At 31.0% G+C, this 19,789-nt stretch carries 24 protein-coding genes; 9 read left to right on the forward strand and 15 right to left on the reverse strand.

All coding sequences use genetic code 11. The annotated features are described in order from the left end of the window. Window positions 1–52: 52 nt before the first annotated feature. The 11 genes from L1S33_RS02330 to L1S33_RS02380 all read right to left on the reverse strand — a co-directional run bounded on the left by L1S33_RS02330 (window position 53) and on the right by L1S33_RS02380 (window position 9,080). Complete coding sequence (locus tag L1S33_RS02330) at window positions 53–829, reverse strand: DUF3108 domain-containing protein (protein ID WP_240561074.1); 777 nt, start codon at window positions 827–829, stop codon at window positions 53–55. Window positions 830–929: 100 nt separating this feature from the next. Next, a complete protein-coding gene (locus tag L1S33_RS02335; RefSeq protein WP_240561075.1) occupies window positions 930–1,850 on the reverse strand; it encodes a tryptophan 2,3-dioxygenase family protein in 921 nt (306 codons plus the stop codon). 177 nt (window positions 1,851–2,027) lie between these two features. After that, the gene (gene hppD / locus L1S33_RS02340; RefSeq protein WP_240561076.1) at window positions 2,028–3,188 is read right to left on the reverse strand and encodes a 4-hydroxyphenylpyruvate dioxygenase; all 1,161 of its coding nucleotides are present in this window, start codon (window positions 3,186–3,188) and stop codon (window positions 2,028–2,030) included. Between the two features lie 119 nt (window positions 3,189–3,307). Continuing rightward, window positions 3,308–4,477: a homogentisate 1,2-dioxygenase gene (locus L1S33_RS02345; protein ID WP_240551163.1), complete on the reverse strand. Its 1,170-nt coding sequence runs from the start codon at window positions 4,475–4,477 to the stop codon at window positions 3,308–3,310. Between the two features lie 238 nt (window positions 4,478–4,715). Continuing rightward, window positions 4,716–5,051, reverse strand: coding sequence for a 2Fe-2S iron-sulfur cluster-binding family protein (locus tag L1S33_RS02350; RefSeq protein ID WP_240561077.1), 336 nt, complete (start codon window positions 5,049–5,051; stop codon window positions 4,716–4,718). Window position 5,052: 1 nt separating this feature from the next. Further along, window positions 5,053–6,108: an NAD(P)/FAD-dependent oxidoreductase gene (locus L1S33_RS02355; RefSeq protein ID WP_240561078.1), complete on the reverse strand. Its 1,056-nt coding sequence runs from the start codon at window positions 6,106–6,108 to the stop codon at window positions 5,053–5,055. 200 nt (window positions 6,109–6,308) lie between these two features. Continuing rightward, entirely contained in the window at window positions 6,309–6,545 is a 237-nt protein-coding gene (locus L1S33_RS02360; protein WP_240561079.1) for a NifU family protein, read from the reverse strand. Between the two features lie 9 nt (window positions 6,546–6,554). Beyond that, window positions 6,555–7,688 carry an Mrp/NBP35 family ATP-binding protein gene (locus L1S33_RS02365; protein ID WP_072556203.1) on the reverse strand — a complete coding sequence of 378 codons (1,134 nt, stop codon included), beginning with the start codon at window positions 7,686–7,688 and terminating at the stop codon, window positions 6,555–6,557. Between the two features lie 100 nt (window positions 7,689–7,788). Beyond that, on the reverse strand, window positions 7,789–8,118 hold the full coding sequence (locus tag L1S33_RS02370; RefSeq protein ID WP_240561080.1) for an MGMT family protein: 330 nt from the start codon (window positions 8,116–8,118) through the stop codon (window positions 7,789–7,791). A gap of 56 nt (window positions 8,119–8,174) precedes the next feature. Continuing rightward, the gene (trmB, locus tag L1S33_RS02375; RefSeq protein ID WP_072556205.1) at window positions 8,175–8,846 is read right to left on the reverse strand and encodes a tRNA (guanosine(46)-N7)-methyltransferase TrmB; all 672 of its coding nucleotides are present in this window, start codon (window positions 8,844–8,846) and stop codon (window positions 8,175–8,177) included. 12 nt (window positions 8,847–8,858) lie between these two features. Beyond that, complete coding sequence (locus L1S33_RS02380; RefSeq protein WP_240561081.1) at window positions 8,859–9,080, reverse strand: DUF6341 family protein; 222 nt, start codon at window positions 9,078–9,080, stop codon at window positions 8,859–8,861. Between the two features lie 41 nt (window positions 9,081–9,121). Between L1S33_RS02380 and L1S33_RS02385 the strand changes: the two genes are divergently transcribed. Further along, window positions 9,122–10,048, forward strand: coding sequence for a DUF6427 family protein (locus tag L1S33_RS02385; RefSeq protein ID WP_240561082.1), 927 nt, complete (start codon window positions 9,122–9,124; stop codon window positions 10,046–10,048). Here the strand turns inward: L1S33_RS02385 and upp are convergent. Next, window positions 10,043–10,696, reverse strand: coding sequence for a uracil phosphoribosyltransferase (gene upp / locus L1S33_RS02390; RefSeq protein ID WP_240561083.1), 654 nt, complete (start codon window positions 10,694–10,696; stop codon window positions 10,043–10,045). The genes L1S33_RS02385 and upp overlap by 6 nt on opposite strands. 122 nt (window positions 10,697–10,818) lie before the next feature. Between upp and lysM the strand changes: the two genes are divergently transcribed. From lysM to L1S33_RS02430, 8 genes are all read left to right on the forward strand, one after another. Then, the gene (gene lysM / locus L1S33_RS02395) at window positions 10,819–11,289 is read left to right on the forward strand and encodes a peptidoglycan-binding protein LysM (RefSeq protein WP_072556209.1); all 471 of its coding nucleotides are present in this window, start codon (window positions 10,819–10,821) and stop codon (window positions 11,287–11,289) included. 125 nt (window positions 11,290–11,414) lie between these two features. Then, entirely contained in the window at window positions 11,415–12,311 is an 897-nt protein-coding gene (locus L1S33_RS02400; protein WP_240561084.1) for a DMT family transporter, read from the forward strand. A gap of 31 nt (window positions 12,312–12,342) precedes the next feature. Continuing rightward, window positions 12,343–13,209, forward strand: coding sequence for a YicC/YloC family endoribonuclease (locus L1S33_RS02405; protein WP_240561085.1), 867 nt, complete (start codon window positions 12,343–12,345; stop codon window positions 13,207–13,209). A gap of 80 nt (window positions 13,210–13,289) precedes the next feature. Beyond that, window positions 13,290–13,889: a guanylate kinase gene (gene gmk / locus L1S33_RS02410; protein WP_240561086.1), complete on the forward strand. Its 600-nt coding sequence runs from the start codon at window positions 13,290–13,292 to the stop codon at window positions 13,887–13,889. Then, entirely contained in the window at window positions 13,890–14,474 is a 585-nt protein-coding gene (gene nadD, locus L1S33_RS02415; RefSeq protein ID WP_240551151.1) for a nicotinate (nicotinamide) nucleotide adenylyltransferase, read from the forward strand. A gap of 89 nt (window positions 14,475–14,563) precedes the next feature. After that, window positions 14,564–15,430, forward strand: a complete 867-nt coding sequence (locus L1S33_RS02420) for a M23 family metallopeptidase (protein WP_240561087.1) — start codon at window positions 14,564–14,566, stop codon at window positions 15,428–15,430. Then, on the forward strand, window positions 15,431–16,927 hold the full coding sequence (locus tag L1S33_RS02425) for a GH3 auxin-responsive promoter family protein (protein WP_240561088.1): 1,497 nt from the start codon (window positions 15,431–15,433) through the stop codon (window positions 16,925–16,927). Between the two features lie 3 nt (window positions 16,928–16,930). Beyond that, window positions 16,931–17,488, forward strand: coding sequence for an MOSC domain-containing protein (locus L1S33_RS02430; RefSeq protein ID WP_240561089.1), 558 nt, complete (start codon window positions 16,931–16,933; stop codon window positions 17,486–17,488). Window positions 17,489–17,545: 57 nt separating this feature from the next. On the opposite strand, the gene mscL is transcribed toward L1S33_RS02430, so the two are convergent. From mscL to L1S33_RS02445, 3 genes are read right to left on the reverse strand one after another with little or no spacing between them, the layout of a single operon-like run. Further along, entirely contained in the window at window positions 17,546–17,950 is a 405-nt protein-coding gene (mscL, locus tag L1S33_RS02435) for a large conductance mechanosensitive channel protein MscL (RefSeq protein ID WP_240551147.1), read from the reverse strand. A gap of 46 nt (window positions 17,951–17,996) precedes the next feature. Next, the gene (gene alr / locus L1S33_RS02440; RefSeq protein WP_394801755.1) at window positions 17,997–19,097 is read right to left on the reverse strand and encodes an alanine racemase; all 1,101 of its coding nucleotides are present in this window, start codon (window positions 19,095–19,097) and stop codon (window positions 17,997–17,999) included. Next, window positions 19,090–19,701 (reverse strand): thymidine kinase, encoded by a 612-nt coding sequence (locus L1S33_RS02445; RefSeq protein WP_240551145.1) that lies wholly within the window; start codon window positions 19,699–19,701, stop codon window positions 19,090–19,092. Before L1S33_RS02445 ends, alr begins: the two co-directional genes overlap by 8 nt. Between the last annotated feature and the right edge of the window lie 88 nt (window positions 19,702–19,789).

The following is a 19,789-nucleotide window of genomic DNA, read 5'->3' on the forward strand; positions in this document are numbered from 1 at the left end:
TTAAGTTTATTTAAGGACTTTAACAATATGCAAACAATTGTTATAAAAAGAGTTAGTCAAAAACTACTTTAAAAGAATTAGCAAGTCCTTTATAACCTTCTAATTCCGCACTCAAAGAACCTACAGATAACGAAGCTTTCATTTTAATTGGTATTTTATTATCGTCTGCAGTTATCCAAACGGTAACGCTTTCTTGTTCTTTAAAAACTCGACCAGCTTGTACAATTGGTCTAAACTTTAAAGTTTTTACTTTTCCGAACTTTGTCTTAAGCGTTTCTCTACCTAAGAATTTTAATTTAAAAGGGTATGTTTTCTCATCAAAAAACATATTTATCTCAATAGCTTCTCCTTCTTTTAAGTTATCTGTATTTTGATTTCTTAAATAATAAAAGGCAGAAATCATGTCTTGGACATTAGTTATTGAAACCGATGTGTCTTTTCTCTTTAAAACATCTTTAACATATGCTTTTTTATCATTGTAGTTAAAACGAATTTCTTTCTTCTTTTTATAACCACCTTCATCAATATTACGTTTAAAAAAATAAGGTTTTCCTGTAGCTTGGTCAAAATAGCTTTCGTAAGTGTCTTTTACTTTAAAAAACCAACTTACCATACCAGAAGTCCATCCTTTTGCTGTAGAATGAAAAACTTTTTTCCCATCTAACTCTTTTTCCTTAACAGACAACTCTGCAGAACCTGCTTTTAGAAAACCACTATAACTCATCTTATAACGCAACCATTCTCCACCTTTAAAAGCCTTAGACTTTGTTTGACTTGATAGAATTGTTGTTAAGAATAATAGTGTAATAAAAAGTATTTTCTTATTCATAATTTCAAACTTATAAAAAAGGAATGACAATATTCGTTCCAAAAATAAAAAAGCCAATTATTTTACTAAATAAATGGCTTTTTAACTGAATTTTAATACTTTAAAAAGTTCCCCAGTTTTTTATTTCTTCTTCACTCCATAAATACGGAAAGAATATTCTTCTTTGATATTTAGGATGCATGTATTTGCGCCAGTTACTTCCTCCAGTAGCTTCTAAATCTTTATCGCCGCCGCCTAAATATTTACCTGCTGCATTGTAGTGAGCCATAACCCATTTAACATTTACAGTATAATCATAATGACGCATTGCTTTTATCAACTCTTCATTTTGTTGAACCTCTTCTGGTAATTGCTGAAATTTTTTAGATAAATTACAATCGTTATAATCTTCCATAAAATCAATAAAATCTCCCATGTATTTTTTTTCAAAAAGCTGAATTAAAATCGATTTTTCTCCAGTTTTATGATTTTTACCTGCTGCTTGCCAATACAAATGTTCAAAGGCATTTCTAAAAGATGAATTTCTATCTATTGTATCTCTATACCTTGCATCTATTAAATTGATAAGTTCTGTTGAAGCAAACTCAATTTTACGGTATTGCGCAGATTGAAATCCACTTGCAGGCGCTAAAGTATTTCTGAACTTTAAATACTGATCTACATCCATTCCATCTCCCATTACACTAAAAGAACTACAAAGCATATCAAAATATCTACTGATACGCATTAAATGTTTAGAAAATTTTTCTGCTGTAATTTCTTTAGTTGAAAGTGAAATTTGATCAATTTCCCATAAAATCATTTTAAACAACAACTCGTTTACCTGATGATACATGATAAAAACCATTTCATCTTTTTCTGTTGTTCTTGGAATTTGTAATCCTAATAAAGCATCAGTTTGGATATAATCCCAATACGTTATTGGTGTACTATGCAATAAACCTTCTAACATAGTTTCGATTGGAACACCTAATTTACTGTATTTCTCTTCTATTGCTTTTAAAATTTCGTCTTTACTCATTTTTATATTTTTATTAATTAAAATTTACTTTTCACTCTGTTAAAAAGTAAATTCTATGAGAAAGGTGATTTTATATTTTTGAAATTTCTATTCATTTTAAATGATGGATAAAGAGAATAAAACCAAGATCAAAGAGTTTTTTGTCTTGTATCTTGGCTATTTCTTCTTGTTTCTATTTTACAAAGTTCCTCTTTTTTCTTGTTCTCTTTCTATAGATTCGAACAATGCTTTAAAGTTACCAGCTCCAAAACCTCTTGCTCCCATTCTTTGAATAATTTCAAAAAACAACGTTGGTCTGTCTTCTACAGGTTTTGTGAAAATTTGTAATAAATATCCTTCCTCATCTGCATCAATCATAATACCTAAACCTTTTAGTTTTTCGATATCTTCTTTTAATTCGTGACTAAATTCTTCTAAACGTCCAGGAACTGCTCTATAATATTCTTCTGGTGGTGTTGATAAAAATTCAACTCCGTTTGCTCTTAATTGTGATACTGTTTTTAAAATATCATCGGTTGCAACCGCAATGTGTTGCACTCCTGCACCTTCGTAAAAGTCTAAATATTCTTCAATTTGAGAACGTTTTGCTGCTTTAGCTGGTTCATTTATAGGAAACTTAATTCTACCATTTCCGTTAGACATTACTTTACTCATTAATGCTGAGTATTCTGTATGAATCTGCTTATCATCAAACGATAAGAAGTTCTCAAATCCCATAACATCTTCGTACCATTTTACCCAAACGTCCATTTGATTCCAACCAACATTACCAACCATGTGATCTATATACTTTAAACCTGCACTTGGCGGATTGTAGTCTGATTCCCATTTTTCGAAACCTGGTAAAAACGCTCCGTTGTAGTTTTTACGCTCAACAAACATGTGTACCGTTTCTCCGTATGTATAAATTCCTGCTCTTACAACTTCTCCATGTTCATCTGTTTCTACAGTTGGTTCCATGTAAGATTTTGCGCCGCGTGAAGTAGTTTCTTTATAAGCTTGTCTTGCATCTTCTACCCAAAGTGCTACAATTTTAACTCCGTCTCCATGTTTTACAATATGGTCGTTTATTGGTGATTTACTACTTAACGGAGTTGTAAGCATCAATTTGATTTTATCTTGTGTTAATACATAAGACACAGAATCTTTAGCTCCAGTTTCTAATCCGCGATATGCGTGCGATTGAAATCCGAATGCTGTTTTGTAAAAATGCGCTGCTTGTTTTGCGTTACCTACGTAAAACTCAACGTAATCTGTTCCTAAAAGTGGAAGAAAGTCTTGTGCTCCTTCAAATATTTTTTCTAAACCGTAGTTTACTGATTTTATTTCTTTTGCCATCTTGAGATGATTTTAATGTTTTGTTTGTGCTAATTGTTAGCAAATATGTTTAGCCCTGATTGAAGTGACATCCTTTTTGTTTTTCACAAAAAGATATAGCGGAAAGCAGGAAATAGCTTCTAATGTTTATTCTCTTCTAACCACGATTTATAATAATCTTCATCGGCAATTTTCATGGCTTCTTCTGTAACCATTAAAGGTTTAAAAGTGTCTACCATAACCGCCAATTCTTCGGTTTTAGTTTTACCTATACTTTTTTCCGTGGTTCCTGGGTGTGGACCATGAGGAATTCCGGCTGGATGTAAGGAAATATGGCCTTGATCGATGTCGTTTCTACTCATGAAATCGCCATCTACATAGTATAAAACCTCATCAGAATCTATATTACTGTGATTGTAAGGCGCAGGAATTGAATTTGGGTGATAATCGTATAAACGTGGAACAAACGAACAAATTACAAAAGTATTTGTCTCAAAAGTTTGATGCACTGGTGGCGGTTGATGAACACGACCTGTTATTGGCTCAAAATCGTGAATAGAAAATGCATATGGGAAATTGTAACCGTCGTAACCAACCACATCAAAAGGATGTGAAGCGTATACCATTTCTATGATTTCGCCTTGTTTTTTTACTTTAATTAAGAAATCTCCAAGTTCATTATTTGTTTCTAGTTCGTAAGGTCTTCTTAAATCTCGCTCACAAAATGGTGAATGTTCTAATAATTGACCAAACCAGTTTCTATAACGTTTTGGTGTATAAACTGGCGAATAAGATTCTACAATAAACAGTCTGTTGTTTTCATCATCGAAATCTAATTTATAAATAACTCCACGCGGAATTACTAAATAATCTCCGTATTTAAAATCGATATTTCCAAGATGTGTTCTTAATTTTCCTGTTCCTTTATGGATGAAAATTACCTCATCTGCATCGGTATTTTTATAGAAATAATCTTTAGTCGATTGTTTTGGTGCAGAAAGAATAATATTACAATCGGAATTTGTTAAAACTACTTTTCTACTTTCTAAATAGTCGTTTTCTGGCGGCACTTGAAATCCACGAAACCTATAAGATTGAATATTGTTTGCTTTGGCAATTTTAGGTTTTACTGAATATTGCTTGCGTATTTCTTTGACCATTGTTGGTCTGTGCTCGTGATATGAGTTGGTAGACATTCCATCGAAACCAATGGTACCAAACAATTGTTCGTAATATAAAGAACCATCTTTTTTACGAAATTGTGTGTGTCTTTTGGGTGGAATACTTCCTAATTTATGATAAAAAGGCATATTGCTTAATGTTTAAATGAATTAATATAAGAATGTAGCAATTAAAAAATTGATACATTTTAACATTGACAAATTAGTACATTAAACCCTTATTCTGGATTACGCTTTATCAAATATTTTAAAAGTGACAGTAAGTCTAAATACATTTTTTAGCCCTTTTAAGTTGGTTGCTCTACAAATATACAGAAAGTTTTTGTAGAAGTTATAAGTTAAGAGCTGGAAGTTGGATGTTGAAAAATTAACTTTCTGGAGCTAGTTCTACTTCTAATCCGTTCATTTCTGGTGTTATTTGTATTTGACAACCTAACCTGCTATTATCTTCTACATGAAATGCTTCTGCTAACATTAAATCTTCATCAATACCCATTTCTGGCAACTCATGGTCAGATTTTACATAACATTGGCAAGATGCACACATTGCCATTCCGCCACAAATACCAATGGTTCCTTCTGGAGCTAATTCGTAAGAACGCACTACTTCCATTAAATTCATTGCCATATCTGTTGGCGCTAGAATTTCATGTAAAGTTCCTTCTCTGTCAGTAATTTTTATGGTGATGTCTGGGTTGTTCATCTTACTCAATCTTTTTAACAATCGCTTTTGGCGCTTCTTTACGCGTTCCATCAAAACCGTCTACACCACCAACTGTTGTGTATTTCATTACATACTTTTTATCTGGGAAAATACGTTTGTATGCACTTTGACACATTAATGTTGCTTCGTGGAAACCACATAAAATCAACTTTAATTTTCCTGGATACGTATTTACATCTCCAATGGCGTAAATTCCTTCTCGGTTGGTTTGATAATCTAACGCGTTATTTACCTTAATAGCATTTTTTTCTATTTCTAATCCCCAATTTGCAATTGGCCCTAACTTTGGAGACAATCCAAAAAGCGGAATAAAATGATCGGTTTCTATTGTAAATGGTTCTTCTCCTTTTTGTACAACAGAAACACCTTCTACTTTATCGGTTCCAACAATTCCTTTTACTTCTGCTGGTGTTATCATTGTAATTTTACCAGCATCTTTTAATTCTTGTACTTTATCTACAGAATCTAAAGCACCTCTAAATTCGTTTCTTCTGTGAATTAAGGTTACTGAAGAAGCTACATCAGTTAAGAAAATAGACCAATCTAAGGCAGAATCTCCTCCTCCTGAAATTACTACTTTTTTGTCTCTATAAAATTCTGGATCACGAATTATATACTCTACACCTTTGTCTTCAAAATCTGCAATGTTTGGAATTGGTGGTTTTCTTGGCTCGAAAGAACCCAATCCACCAGCAATTGCAACTACTTTTGCTTGATGCTTTGTACCTTTATTTGTGGTTACAATAAATGAACCATCTTCTTGCTTGTCTATTGTTTCTGCACGTTCTCCTAGCGTAAAACCTGGTTCAAATTGTTTAATTTGTTCCATTAACTTATCGGTTAAATCACCCGCTAAAATTTCTGGATAAGCAGGAATGTCGTAGATAGGTTTCTTCGGATAAATCTCAGAACATTGTCCGCCAGCTTGTGGCAACGCATCTATTAAATGACAACGAAGTTTTAATAAACCTGCTTCGAAAACCGTAAAAAGTCCAGTTGGACCTGCTCCTATAATTAAGATATCTGTAGTAATCACTTTTTTTTATTTTTTTAGGCCTCACAAATTTAAAATTTGTGAGGCCTTTTTTATGCTGTTGAGCGCGTTAGGGATTGAAGCAACTGTTTGAGCTCTTTTTTACTTTTTTCAAGTAAAAAAAGCGAGTGCGAAAAGCCCGACCTTTAGGTAACGCCCAAAATTATATTTTTTTTAATGTTTAAAAACTGATTTTTATCAGCTTACTGCACATTTATAACTTCTGTAATTTCTGGCGCGTACTTTTTAATGGTAGCTTCAACGCCGTTTTTCAACGTCATTTGGTTTACGGAACAACCTATACAAGCGCCTTCTAATTGCACTTTTACTGTATTGTTTTCTATAGATAAAAGCTTAATGTTTCCGCCATCACTTACTAAAAATGGACGAATTTCTTCTAAAGCTTTTTCTACGTTATTTTGTGTTTCTGTTGCTGTCATAATCTGAGATTATTTTGTGCTACAACCACTCATTGTTGTAATTCTTACAACTTCGGTTGGTGGTAAATTTGCATTTCTTTTTAATAATTGAGAAACCATTTCTTTGGTAATATCGGCAAAAGCTTTTTCTAACTTTGTTCCGTTTTGTAATGCTACCGGATGACCAACGTCACCAGCTTCTCTTACGCTTTGTACTAAAGGAATTTCTCCTAAAAATTGTGTTTTTATGTCTTCTGCAAGATTTTTTGCACCGTCTTTACCGAAGATATAATATTTATTTTCTGGCAATTCTTCTGGTGTAAAATATGCCATATTTTCTATAATTCCTAAAACAGGAACGTTTATACTGTCTTGCTGAAACATTGCAACTCCTTTTTTAGCATCTGCCAAGGCAATGTTTTGTGGTGTACTTACAACAACCGCACCGTTTATTGGTAAGGCTTGTACTATTGATAAATGTACATCTCCTGTTCCTGGTGGTAAATCGATTAGTAAGAAATCTAACTCGCCCCAATCTGCATCAAAAATTAATTGATTTAATGCTTTTGAAGCCATTGGTCCACGCCAAATTACTGCTTGATCTGGATTTGTAAAAAAACCTAAAGACAATAATTTTACGCCGTAATTTTCTACGGGTCTCATTTTAGAACGACCTTCTACTTTTACTGAAAGTGGTCTTTCTTTTTCTACATCGAACATTATGTGTTGTGATGGTCCGTAAACATCGGCATCTAAAACACCAACCTTAAAGCCCATTTTTGCTAAAGAAATAGCAGTATTTGCTGTAATTGTAGATTTACCAACTCCTCCTTTACCTGAAGCTATGGCAATAATATTCTGAATATTTGGAATTTCTTTTCCGCGAATTTGATTCGGGTTTTCCTTTGGTGCAGCGGCAACAACTTTTACAGTTACTTTTACGTCAATCTCTTCACCAAAAGCAGTTTTTAAAGCTTTTGTAATTTCTGTATCAACTTTCTTTTTTGCTTGTAAAGTTGGGTTGCTAATTGTTACATCTATTAACACTTCGTTACCGAAAGTTACAACGTTTGTAACGTTATTATTTTCTATTAAACTTTTACCTTCTCCTGGTGCAGTAATAGTTTCTAATACTTTGTATATATCTTGTTTCTTAAAACTCACGTCTTATCTTTATTTAATCTTGATTGCAAAGATACGGCTTAGTAAGCAGAAAATAAAGCAAGTAGATTGTGATTATTTATGGATTGATAAGTAGTGCTTATTATAATTCTTCGGAAGGATTCCAAAAGACTTTTTCTAAATCTTGAATTTGATTTTCAACAACAACAATTCCTTCGTTTTCCAGTAATTGTTGCATTAAATTGGTTCCATCAAAATGATGCTTTCCTGTTAGTAAACCTTTTCTATTTACAACTCTATGTGCTGGAATATCTTCTAAATTATGAGCTTTGTTCATTGCCCAACCAACCATTCTTGCAGAACGTGCTGCACCAAGATAGGTTGCAATTGCTCCGTAACTGGTTACTTTTCCTAACGGAATTAAACGCGCTACTTTATAAACTCTTTCAAAAAAATTATCGGATTCTTTCACGAAGGGAAGATACAACCTTTAATAAGATTCTGAAACAAATTCAGAATGACAAAAAACTAATAGTTGAGCTTAAAACGAATATAAGTAATTGCTTTATCTGTTTCTAAATACTGTTTTTCGTAGAAAGTTTGTGTAGATAAAACATCTTCTGGAGCGCCTTCATTTTTATAAACCGTATGGTTTGCATATAAAACTTCATGACCTTCTCCATGCAATAATCCTAAAGTATAACCGTGCATGAATTCAGAATCTGTTTTAAGATTCATAATTCCGTCTTCCTTTAAAATGTGATGGTATTTCTTTAAAAATGACGTGTTTGTCATTCTATGTTTTGTTCTTTGGTATTTTATTTGCGGATCTGGGAAAGTAATCCAGATTTCATCAACTTCATTTTCAGCAAAAATAAAATCTACTAACTCAATTTGAGTTCTAATAAAAGCTGCATTTTCTAAATTCTCTTCAGTAGCAGTTTTAGCACCACGCCAAAAACGAGCACCTTTAATATCTATACCAATAAAGTTTTTTTCAGGGTATTTTTGAGCTAAAGCAACTGTATATTCACCTTTACCACAACCTAATTCTAAAACAATAGGATTATCGTTCTTAAAAAAAGTGTTCCATTTTCCTTTTAAAGAAAAACCGGTAACAACCTCTTCTCTAGTTGGCTGAATTACATTTTTAAACGTTTTGTTTTCTTCAAAACGCTTTTGTTTGTTTTTGCTTCCCAAAATTAGTAGAAATTAAGCTCTGTCTTCAGTTCCGTTTTTTGCAAATTTCTTAGACTCTCCCATCCAATATGCAAAAAGAACAATAAGTACAAGTAAGAAAAGCCAGTTAACTCCGTTTGAGAGCCACCAACCATATTCTTGATTTGCAAGATCTAAACGTAACCAATTAAAAGGTAGAAATAATAAATCAGTAAATAAACTACCAATCCATTTAAAAATATTGAATGCTAACATAACTTGAGTATCTTTACACTGCAAAAATATAAAAAGAAACGATGTTAGCCAATTTTTTCGCAAAATCTAAGCCTATAACTTTTGTAGTTCTAGGATTATTGTTTGTAGTGTACTTGTTTTTGGCGCTTTTTACTGGTTTTGACATCAGTTTTTATTTCAAGAATTCTATTTTTTCTTACTTCACCTTTGCTGTTTTATTGCTATTAACCTTCTTTTTTCAGAATTTTATAGTTGTAAAAAACAATTTAACGTTTGGTAACAGTTATGCTTTTTTGTTTTTTATTCTTTGTTTAGGGTTATTCCCAAGTTCCTTTTTAGATGAAAAAACACTGATTGTAAATTTACTATTACTCTTATTTTTAAGAAAAGTGTATAGTTTACAGTCTAGTAAAAATGTTTTTAAAAAACTTTTTGACGGCGGTTTATGGTTGGGTATTTCATTCTTAATAGAACCTTTTACTTTAATTTTTATGTTTCTTTTGTATGGCGCAATTTTTATACATAAAAAAACTTCTTTACAAACGTTACTAATACCTGTAGTTGGCTTTTTAACACCTTTATTTTTATACTTTTCTTATTGTTTTTGGTATGATGCTCTACAGGATTTTTACAGTCTTTTTATCTGGTTTTCTTATTATGATTTTGAAAACTACAAGGCTATAAACTATATTTTTCCGGTTAGTATTATTGGTTTGTTTGGCTTAATTTCAATTTTTTTAAAAACCCCAAAAACTTTATCTGTAAAAAACACATTTAGAGAAAGTTGGTTGGTAATAATTTTAAATTTAGCGCTAACAATTTTATTTATAATTATATTAAAGGAACATAACGGAAGTGAGTTTCTATACCTGTTATTTCCTATTGCAATAATTTTAGCTAATGGATTAGAATTAGTTGAAAGAACATTAATAAAAGAAGTATTAATTACGGTATTTTTTCTGTGTTCTTTAGCAGTTTACTTCTTATAATTTAACTCCGTAAGCTAAATCTCCAGCATCGCCAAGACCTGGAACAATATATCCTTTATCGTTTAAAGTATCATCTATATCTGCAATCCATAAATGTGTATTCTCTGGAAAGTGTTTTTTGATAAAATCTACTCCTTCCGAAGAACCAATAACAGAAACTAAATGAATTTCTTCTGGCATTCCATGTTTTTTAATAGCTTCATAAACGGCAACTAAAGATTGTCCTGTAGCTAACATTGGATCTGCTAATAACAATATTTTGTTTTCAATTGAAGGTGAAGCAAAATACTCAACCACAATTTCGAATTCTTTATCATTATTTGGATGATGTCGATACGCAGAAATAAACGCATTTTCAATTCCGTCAAAATAATTTAACAAACCTTGATGCAACGTTAAACCTGCTCTTAAAACTGATGCTAAAACAAGGTTTTTGTTTGGTACATTAATAGTCTTTGTTCCTAAAGGAGTTGTAATATCCGTAGAATGATATGATAAATTTTTACTTAATTCATATCCTAAAATCTCTCCTATTCTTTCAATATTTCTACGAAAACGCATAGCGTCTTTTTGAATTTCAGTAGAACGAATTTCTGCTAAAAAAGTATTTAAAACTGAGTTATCTTTCGCTAAATGATGTACTTGCATAAACTTAAGGTATTACCATTCAAAAGTAGTTTAAAAACTAATAGTATAAAATAATTATTGGCATAAAAGTTGTATATTGGTCATTGAAATTATTTATTAATCTAAAAACAAAAATCAAAAAAATGGGACTTTTTTCATTTATTAAAAACGCTGGTGCAAAAGTATTTGGTATCGGTAAAACAACTGAAGAGGAAGCTGCTGAAAAAGCTAACAAATTAGTAGAAGCTGTAAGAGCTTTAGAATTAGGAGTAGAAAACTTATCTGTGTCTATAGAAGATGACAAAGCATCTGTTTCTGGTGAAGCTGCAGATTTAGCAACTAAAGAAAAAGTAGTTTTAGTAGTAGGAAATACTGACGGAATTGCATCTGTAGAAGATAATATGACTGTTGCAGAAGTAGAAGAAATTGACGAAGCTTTAATGGCTCAATTTCATACTGTTGCAAGTGGAGATACTTTAGGTAAAATTGCAAAAGAATATTATGGAAATGCTATGAAGTATCCTGTAATTTTTGAAGCAAACAAACCAATGCTTTCTCATCCTGATAAAATTTATCCAGGACAAGTATTAAGAATTCCACCTTTAGTTGACTAATTAAAAAATTAACAAAAAGGAGAAAAGCGCTGCATATTTGTAGCGCTTTTTTTGTTTTAATTTTCAAATGAAATCAATTAAAAACAGATTTTTTATCGGATTTTTGCAACTAAATTTCAAGTAAAATGAATACTAGAACAATTGCTTTAATTGCTGTTTTTATTACATCTTTAATTTATGGTGTAACATTTACCATTGCAAAAGAAGTAATGCCTTTGTACATAAAACCTTACGGATTTATATTGTTGCGTGTTGGTGGTGCAACAATTGTTTTTTGGTTAGTTGGTTTGTTAGTAAAAGCAAAATCAATTGAAAAACAAGACTATAAACACATTTTACTAGCATCATTTTTTGGAGTTGGAATAAACATGCTTACCTTTTTTAAAGGTTTAAGCTTAACTACTCCAATTAGTGCGGCAGCAATTATGGTAATGTCGCCAATAATGGTTTTACTTTTTGCAAGTATTTTATTGAAAGAAAAACTTATTCCGAAGAAAATAATAGGAGTAATAATTGGTTTTATCGGCGCTTTATTATTGATTATCTATGGAAATGCTTCCGATGTAAACGGAGAAAACATAATTTTAGGTAACTTTTTGGTGTTTGTAAACGCAGCTTCGTATGGTTTTTATTTAGTACTTGCTAAAAAACTAATTGAAAAATACAATCCGGTTGTATTTGTAAAATGGCTCTATTTATTCGGGTTAATCTGGGTAATTCCTTTTGGTTTAAATGAATTAACGGAAGTACAATGGAATATAATGCCAAATTCAATATACTTAAAAGCAGGGTTTGTTGTTTTATTTACAACGTGTATAACCTACTTATTTAATTTGTTTGGTTTATCTAAATTAAAACCAACAACAGTAAGCGTTTTTATTTATTTACAACCTGTAATTGCATCAATTTATGCACTTTCTGTTGGTAGCGATACTTTAAATACAGTAAAAATAGCTGCAACACTACTAATATTCTTAGGCGTTTATTTGGTTACAAAACAAGTACAGAATTCCGCTAAATAAATTTATCTTTGCTTTTCATTCTCAAGAAATTATGATACAATCTATGACAGGATACGGGAAAGCCGTATTACAACTGCCAACCAAAAAAGTAACCATTGAAATTAAATCTTTAAACAGTAAAAATTTAGATTTAAATGTTCGTATTCCTTCTTACTATAAAGAAAAAGAACTATCGGTTCGTAAAAAATTAGCAAGTAGTTTAGTTCGTGGAAAAGTAGATTTTTCTATTTGGGTAGAAATGACAGCTGATGAAACCTCAACAACTGTAAATAAAAATGTAGTTTTAGAATATGTTCAACAATTAAGAAACACCCTTTTTATTGGTTCTGATAATGATGTAGAATTATTAAAAATGGCCATAAAAATGCCAGATGCTCTTAAAGTTGAACGTGCAGAATTAGATGAAAATGAATGGGCAAAGATTGATGATTCTATTGATGTAGCTATTAAAGAAATCATTCAATATAGAACAGACGAAGCTGCTTCTTTAGAAGTAGATTTTAACGAAAGAATTGCAAATATTAAAGAAGCGTTAGCAGCTATAAAAATCTTAGATACAGAAAGAATAGATCACGTAAAAGCTCGTTTACAAAAAGCTTTAGACGATTTAAAGGTTGAAATAGACGAAAACAGATTTGAGCAAGAGTTAATTTATTATCTAGAAAAATTAGATATAAATGAAGAGAAAGTTCGTTTAGCAAATCATTTAGATTACTTCTTAGAAACCTTAGCTACACCAGATTCTAACGGAAAAAAACTTGGTTTTGTAATTCAAGAAATCGGAAGAGAAATAAATACAACTGGTTCAAAAGCTAATTATGCACCAATGCAAAAATTGGTAATTAGAATGAAAGATGAGCTTGAGAAAATTAAAGAACAAATTCTGAATGTACTTTAGTGCATTCAAATTCTGAACTCGTTTCAGAATCTAAATATTAAGATGCTGAAGTAAATTCAGCATGACAAATAATAAACTATATGTCAAATTTCAAAGGAAAATTATTTGTGTTTTCGGCTCCTTCTGGTAGTGGAAAAACAACTATTGTTCGCCACTTATTAAAACAAGAACGTTTTGGTTTAGAGTTCTCAATTTCTGCAACTTCAAGAGAACCTAGAGGCGAGGAAAAAAATGGAGAAGATTATTACTTTATTTCAACCAAAGAATTTAAACAACACATAAAAAATGAAGATTTTTTAGAGTGGGAAGAAGTCTATAGAGATAATTTTTATGGAACTTTAAAAACGGAAGTAGAACGTATTTGGGCACAAGGAAAACATGTTATTTTTGATATTGATGTTGCTGGTGGTCTTCGTATTAAAAAGAAATTTCCGGAGCAAACATTAGCTGTTTTTGTTAAACCACCAAGTATAGATGAGTTAAAAATTAGACTAAAAAAACGTTCTACAGAAAGTGAAGACAAGATAAATATGCGAATTGCAAAAGCATCTGTAGAATTAGCAACTGCTCCACAATTTGATGAAGTTATAAAAAATTACGATTTAAGTATCGCATTAAAGGATGCTGAAAATTTAGTTGATAATTTCTTAGGTTTAAAAAATAATCAAGAAGAAGAATAAATGAAAAACATCGGACTTTATTTTGGAACTTTCAACCCAATACATGTTGGGCATTTAATTATTGCCAATCATATGGTAGAAAATTCTAATTTAGATGAAATTTGGATGGTTGTAACACCACACAATCCATTTAAAAAGAAAAGTTCTTTATTAGACAATCATCACCGATTAGAAATGGTTTTTAGAGCCACAGAAAAGTATGATAAAATAAAACCAACCGATATAGAGTTTAAATTACCGCAACCAAATTACACAGTTCATACATTAGCGCATATTTCAGAGAAATATCCGAAGTATAAATTTAACTTAATTATGGGCGAAGACAATTTAAAAAGTTTTCATAAATGGAAAAATTATGAAACTATTTTAGAAAACCATAATGTATATGTGTACCCAAGAATTTCTGAAGGAACAATTGAAACTCAATTTGATAATCACCCAAAAATACACGCTGTAAAAGCGCCAATTGTAGAGATTTCTTCAACAATGATTCGTAACGGAATAAAAGATAAAAAGAATATTCAACCATTACTTTCAGATGCAGTTTGGAATTATGTTGATGAAATGAACTTCTACAAGAAGTAAGAAAAGTCATAATCTTTCGTTATAATTTAAGCAGAAAAACAATTTTAAAACTGTAATTAGTATTTTTACAAAAAGATTAAAAAACTACAGTGTCTAAACAACAAAAAAAGAAAGGTAAATTAAAACAAAAACTAACCGATAAATATAGGTTGGTAGTTTTAAATGAAGATACATTTGAAGAACGTTTTTCTTTAAAACTATCTCGTTTAAATGTCTTTGTTTTAGGCGGATTTTTCTCAATTTTCCTGATTGCATTAACAATTTTATTAATTGCATTTACGCCATTAAGAGAATATATTCCTGGTTATTCTTCTACAGCATTAAAAAAGAAAGCAACTCAACTTACATTTGAAGCAGACTCTTTAAAAATGAAATTAGCAGTTTTAGAAAACTTTACTAATTCCATAAAACCTGTTTTAACTGGAGAAATTAAACCAGAAAGTATTGATTCTTTAAGAGCAGAAGCAGAGAGTATTGTTATAAATGATGAAATGCTTAGTGCCACTAAAGAAGACTCTTTATTTAGAGAAAAGGTTGAAAGTAAAGATCGTTTTCCATTATCTAACAGTACAAATAATAAAACTAAAATTGTTTTTTTCGCACCTGTTTCCGGTACTATTTCTCAAGATTTTAATGCAACAGAAAAACACTTTGCAATAGATGTTGTAGCTAAAACAGGTACACCTGTTAAAGCAGTAGCAGATGGAACCGTTATTTTCTCTGAATGGACAACAGAAACTGGCTATGTATTAACCATACAACACACAAATAATTTTATTTCTGTATACAAACACAACGGTAATTTATTAAAACAACAAGGAGATTTTGTGAAATCTGGAGAAGTAATATCTACCGTTGGTTCTACAGGAGAATTAACAACGGGGCCACATTTACATTTTGAACTTTGGAACAATGGTTATTCTGTAAATCCTAAAAATTATATCGATTTTCAATAAATGAGCTTAAAATCATTCTTCGCTATACCTTTTGCCAAACTTGCTACCAAGCAGGTTAAAAAATGGGCAAAAAAACCACACAAAACTCAAGAAAAAGTATTTCAATATTTAATTTCTGAAGGATGCAAAACTGCCTTTGGTAAAGATCATGATTTTGTTTCCATAAACACCTATGAAGACTTTAAAAAGCGCGTAAAAATTAATGATTACGAAGGTTTAAGACCTTATGTTGATAGAATTGTTGCTGGAGAAGAAAATGTTTTATGGAAAGGAAAACCTATCTATTTTGCTAAAACGTCTGGAACTACTTCTGGCGCAAAATACATTCCTATTACAAAAGAATCTATGCCAACGCATATTAAAGCTGCACGTAATGCTTTGTTATTTTACATTGCTGAAAAAAAGGATGCAAGTTTTGTAAACGGAAAAATGATTTTTTTACAAGGAAGTCCGGTTTTGGAAAACAAAAACGGCATCAATTTAGGTCGTTTAAGTGGAATTGTAGCACACTATGTTCCAAGTTATTTATTAAAAAACAGATTACCAAGTTGGGAAACCAACTGTATTGAAGATTGGGATACAAAAGTTGATAAAATTGTTGAAGAAACATTGCCAGAAGATATGTCTGTTATTAGCGGAATTCCGTCTTGGGTACAAATGTATTTTGAAAAACTAATAGAAAAAACAGGGAAACCAATCTCAGAAATTTTTCCGAATTTTAACTTCTTTATTTATGGTGGCGTTAATTTTGAACCTTATAAAAATAAGTTCGAATCGCTTATTGGTAAAAAGATAGATTATATAGAATTGTATCCTGCTTCAGAAGGTTTTATAGCATACCAAGACACACAAACCGAAAAAGGAATGTTATTGCAATTAGATTCTGGTATTTTCTATGAATTTATTCCTGCAACAGAATTCTTTGATGAAAATCCGACAAGAATTTCATTAAAAAATGTTCAATTAGGTGTCAATTATGTTATTATTTTAAACACAACTGCCGGTTTATGGGGTTATAATATTGGTGACACAGTAGAATTCACTTCACTAAAACCCTATAGAATAAAAGTATCTGGACGTATAAAACATTTTATTTCTGCCTTTGGCGAACATGTAATTGGTAAAGAAGTAGAGAAAGCATTGAATGATGCAATTGTTGGAACTTCAACTACAATTAGCGAATTTACAGTTGCTCCACAAGTAAACCCAGATAGCGGATTGCCTTATCACGAATGGTTTATAGAGTTTGAAAACGAAGCTGAAGACTTAGAAAAACTAGCTGCTAAAATTGATGCTTCTATGCAAGCACAAAATATTTATTATCAAGATTTAATTGATGGTAAAATATTACGCCAGTTAGTTATAAGAAAAGTAAAAAGAGGTGGTTTTCATGAATATATGAAATCGATTGGCAAGTTTGGTGGACAAAACAAGATTCCACAGTTGTCTGATAATCGTAAAATTGCTAATGTATTACAGAACTTTCTAAAAGAATAAAACATGAAAATTGTTGCAACTTGTATTGGTGATAAGAAAGAAATTGAATGGAAAGGAGAAACTGTTACTACCGGTATTTTTAAATACGCAGTTGATAAACCTATTTTTTTAGATCTTGAAGATGTAAAAGGAGATACCATTTGTAACAGAGAAAACCATGGTGGAATATTACAAGCCATTTATGGTTACTCTTTAAAACATTACGATTATTTTAAAAAGTTTTACCCAGATTTAGATTTTGAAATGGGAATTTTCGGTGAAAATTTAACAATTGATAATTTAGATGAAACTAAGATTCATCAAGGAGATACTTTTAAAGTTGGCGAAACTATTTTAGAAGCCACAGTTCCAAGAAATCCATGTTATAAATTAGGTATTCGTTTTAACAATATTAAAATTGTTAAGCAATTTTGGAATACTACTTTTTGCGGCGTTTATTTTAAAGTTTTACAAACTGGTTTTGTAAAAGCTGGTGATATTTTTGAACAAATAAAGAGTTGCCCAGAAAATCCAACAATAGCAGATTTGTATACTGAGAATCGGGTTGAAAAAGGAATATAAAAACAAAAATCCCGAGCAACAGCTCGGGATTTTTTTATTTCAGTAAATTAAGAAATATTATTTTTTTGATAATAAATCTCTAATTTCAGCTAATAAATCTTCTTGACTTGGTCCTGCTGGAGCTGGTTCTTCAACCGGTGCTTTCGTTTTATTGTAAGCTTTTACAATTAAAAACATTACTAAACCAACAATTAATAAATTAATAATAGTGTTAATCCAAGATCCCCACATAATTGCATTTTCTGGTGTAGTTACTTTACCTGCGGCATCTACAACTGCTTCAGTTAAAACTGTTTTTCTGTCTGCAAAATCTGTACCTCCTGTAAAATAACCTACAAATGGCATTACAATATTATTTACAAAACCTGTAACAACAGCTCCAATAGCTCCTGCCATAATTACAGCAACGGCAAACTCAATAACATTACCGCCTGTAATAAACTCTTTAAATTCTTTTAACATGATTCTTTGTTTTTAATTTGTTAATCGATGCCAATTTAACACTTTTTTAAGACTTTACAAGTCTTTTTACTCTTTGTGAGATTCCAGTAAGTACTTCATAAGGTATTGTCTCTGCTTTATAAGCCATATATTCAACTATTTGCTGATGATTAAAAACAATAACTTCATCTCCTTCTTTACATTCTATATTGGTAACATCAACCATAATCATATCCATACAAACATTACCAATTATCATTGCTTTTTGATTATTAATAACTACAAAACCTTCTTCATTTCCAAGTCTACGAGAAATTCCATCTGCATGGCCAATTGGTAATGTTGCCGTTTTTGTAGGTTTTTTTGCTACAAAAGCACGGTTGTAACCTACAGTTTCTCCTTGTTCAACTAAATGTAATTGAGATATAATTGTTTTTAAAGTATGTGTGTTTTTTAATTGTGCAGTAACTTCCGGATTATTTCCAAAACCATATAATCCAATACCTACTCGTACCATATCAAATTGTGCTTGCGGATAATTAATAACTCCTGAAGTGTTTAAAATATGTATCAACGGTTCGTAACCTAGATGTTTATACATTTCCTTTACAATAAATGCAAAGTTATTAATTTGATTGATTGTAAAATCTTGTTCTTGTGGATCATCGCTAGCTGCTAAATGAGAAAAGATAGACACAACCTTAACGTTGTTAGATTTTTTTAAATCTACTAAAATGTTACCAATATCATTATGCCAAAAACCCAATCTATTTAAACCTGTATTAAATTTAATATGAATTGGATAATTCATTAACGGAGCTTCATCTGCATATTTTAAAAAAGCAGAAAGAATTTTAAAATTATATAAATTAGGCTCTAATCTATGCTTTACAATACTATCAATATTTGCAATTTGTGGATGTAAAACTAAAATCGGCGTTTCTATACCAGCTTCACGAAGTGCAATACCTTCAGCAGCATACGCAACTGCAAAATAAGCAACATCATCTTTTACTATTTTTGCAACTTCTATACTATCACTTCCGTAACCAAAAGCTTTAACAACCGCCATCATTTTAGTTGTTGGTTGTAGTTGTTTTTTAAAAAACTCTATATTATGTTTAATCGCTTTCGCATCAATTTCTAATACAGTTACATGATTATTTATCATCTTTTGTTGCTGGTTTTTCTTGTTGCTCTCTTAATGCCTTGTAATATGCTGCTCTACTCAATGGCTCATATTCTTGAGTTTCACCAAGTAAAACTAAATCTTCACTTTGTGCTTTTCTAAAACTATAATGTGCTAAATTTCCTGTTCTGGTACAAACTGCATGTACTTTGGTAACGTATTCTGCAGTTGCCATTAGTGCTGGCATTGGTCCAAAAGGTTTTCCTTTAAAGTCCATATCTAAACCTGCTACAATTACTCTAATTCCTCTATTTGCTAGCTCGTTGCAAACGTTTACAATTTCATCATCGAAAAACTGTGCTTCATCAACACCAACAACATCTACATTATTGGCTAATAATAAAATATTTGCAGCTGCAGGAACTGGTGTAGAACGAATTCTTGAATCGTTATGAGAAACAACCTCTTCTTCATCATAACGTGTATCTACGGCTGGTTTAAAAATCTCAATACGTTGTTTTGCAAACTGTGCACGTTTAAGTCTTCTTATCAATTCTTCTGTTTTACCAGAAAACATTGAGCCACAAATTACTTCAATCCAACCAAATTGTTCTGTATGATTTACTGTATTTTCAAGAAACATTTTGTAATTTTAAGGCTTAAAAGTTATTTTTAACTTACTTTGTAAAAGTAACAAATTTATTAAAAATTCAGCCCAAAAATAAAATAAC

The organism is Tenacibaculum aquimarinum, from assembly GCF_022478115.1.
In the GTDB taxonomy this organism is placed as follows: Bacteria; Bacteroidota; Bacteroidia; order Flavobacteriales; family Flavobacteriaceae; genus Polaribacter; species Polaribacter aquimarinum_A.